Here is a 2194-nt window from a genome sequence, read left to right on the forward strand (position 1 = left end):
CGCAGACGCCTGACCAGGCACAACACTCACGCCTAGTGACACGCCGCATCAGCGTGCCCGCAAGCGTTTCCGCAGCTCAGACCGCAGATCTGTGTGCCTTTCTCGCTACACATCTGCGGAACGCGGGCGACAGCGCCCGCAAGCACGGACTGAGCGCCTTCGAGGCGATCCACCGCGCCTTCACCGGCAACCTCTGGATGCCGCCCGTCGCACTCGACGCCTGATCAGCACATATCACCCAGCGTCACAGAACCTTCTGATTGCTTACATTCGTTTCGTCCGGCACCTGCCCCGAATCACAGGACCTTGCCCCGCGCGTCCTCGCGTGAATTCCGGCCACGGTCCGAATCACGGCCGACTTTGTGGCGAACTGCTCCGCGCCGTCGCCCGGGGAGATTCGCTGGGACCATTTCGCGCCGAAACCGGCTCGAGCGAAAGCGCAGGAAAACGCTGCGGCAGTTTGCAGTGTGGCCTTGGGCCGGGCCGTATTCCACGGCTGCCGCCGATGGACAACGGGGCACCTGTGATTTACGACGTGGCGACCGACACGCCATGCGTGACGAGAGCGTCAGCTCACAGGCAAGGCAATGCGGTGTCGGGATCGGGCGGGATGACGGCCCAGGAGTTGAGCACGACGGGGCGACTGGGGCGACGACTCGAGCATGAAGGCCCCGGGCGCATCCATCAAGCGAGCTCAAATTGCCCGCCAACGGCAGCGAGGTGAGAACGGTGCATAGCCGCACAAGGGCTTCCAGCCGAGCTCGACCATCGCCTTCCCTGGCGTCGGCCAGGCCCACTCAACGCCGACAAGAAAGGAGGGCACAGTCCGTGATTGTTGATGTTGTGAGTGCGTCGCAAGCCATGTCCGACATCCTGAACGTGGCCGCGCTGTCACCATCCCCCGCCCCTCGAGGGGGACTTCCACGATCATCGATTTCAAGTCGATCGCTGGATGGCTTCTCTCGATCTTCGGAATTCTCGTGATCGTAGTCGGCTTCACCGTGCTGGGCGCGATCAGGTCCATGAAGTTCTCCCATGTCCTGATGGCTGCGGCAGTGGTGATCATTGCCGCAGCTGTCGTGGCCCTGGGACGTGACCCCGACCGGGCCGCCACCATCGGCTCGAGCCTCCTCGACCTGTTCTTTTCGTGAGGGGAGCAGCGGTGAGGCTTTTGAGCGACGACCTGCCGTACGAAGTCGACAACAGGTATCTGGGCCCGCCCGGAAGAACGTTGCCCTTTGCCGTCCGCTACTCCGCTGTAGCGGTATGGGGGCTGATCTTCGTCATCGTCCTGTGGGCGGCACGTCGCATAGGTCTGAGCGGGCTGACAGTCGTTCCGGCTGCGGCCGCGTTGGCCGCAGCCATCACCACCATCGTGATGCGCGCTGTCAACCACGACCGGCCTGTCCTCGCAGTGCTGATCATCTTGAGTTGCGAATTGCACACGCCGCGGCGGCCGCGTCACACCGCCAGGGCCGACTTCGGCCCTGCCATCACCCGGATGCCGATCCGGCCACTGCCACAGCATCGCAGAGAGAGGAATCCTCGTGCCGGACGTCCCCAGGCTTCCCAACCCGGCGGCGTTGGCCATCGGATGGCTGACCGTATTGATCGTCTGGGAAATCGAGCAGGCGCTTGATCTACAGGGCCCCCTGGCCGCCGTCGCCGCTCTCCTCATCAGCTGCGTGCCGGCCGCCCTCGTGGCACGGAAGTGCCGGCGCGGCGCCATCACGGCCTTCGGAGGGCGCCGGTGACGACAGCACGTGACGAACCAGAAGGCCGGCCGGAGACACCATCACCGACGCTTCAGCAGCGGAGTGACGCCCTGCAACAGGCGCTGCAGCGGATGCGTACCAAGCAGGCGCCACTTCGACCCCTGCCGCTCGCGCGTCAGAAGCCCGACCCTCCAAGCGGGCAGGTCACGGGCCCTTTGTGGCTAGGTCCGCCACCACCCCCACAAACCTTCAAGAGCCACGAAGACGAGCACCAGCTACCGTCCCGCAGGCGGCGGCCCCCGGTTGAGGAACCAGTCGAGGGTGCCCCGTCGGCCAAACGCCTCTTCCCCGACCCGCGTTCCGCAGATGTGTAGCGAGAAAGGCACACAGATCTGCGGTCTGAGCTGCGGAAACGCTTGCGGGCACGCTGATGCGGCGTGTCACTAGGCGTGAGTGTTGTGCCTGGTCAGGCGTCTGCG

The 2194-nt window shown here is 65.1% G+C and carries 3 protein-coding genes; all 3 read left to right on the plus strand.

Annotated elements, in window-relative coordinates:
- The coding region (locus E1294_RS51670) for a hypothetical protein (RefSeq protein ID WP_220448444.1) at nt 1-224 on the plus strand (224 nt) is incomplete at its 5' end.
- Between the two features lie 756 nt (nt 225-980).
- Complete coding sequence (locus E1294_RS53990; protein WP_165977989.1) at nt 981-1151, plus strand: hypothetical protein; 171 nt, start codon at nt 981-983, stop codon at nt 1149-1151.
- A gap of 396 nt (nt 1152-1547) precedes the next feature.
- Complete coding sequence (locus E1294_RS51675; RefSeq protein WP_132520636.1) at nt 1548-1754, plus strand: hypothetical protein; 207 nt, start codon at nt 1548-1550, stop codon at nt 1752-1754.
- The last annotated feature ends 440 nt before the right edge of the window (nt 1755-2194 follow it).

Origin of the sequence: Nonomuraea diastatica (assembly GCF_004349015.1) — a bacterium.
Classification (GTDB): Bacteria; Actinomycetota; Actinomycetes; order Streptosporangiales; family Streptosporangiaceae; genus Nonomuraea; species Nonomuraea diastatica.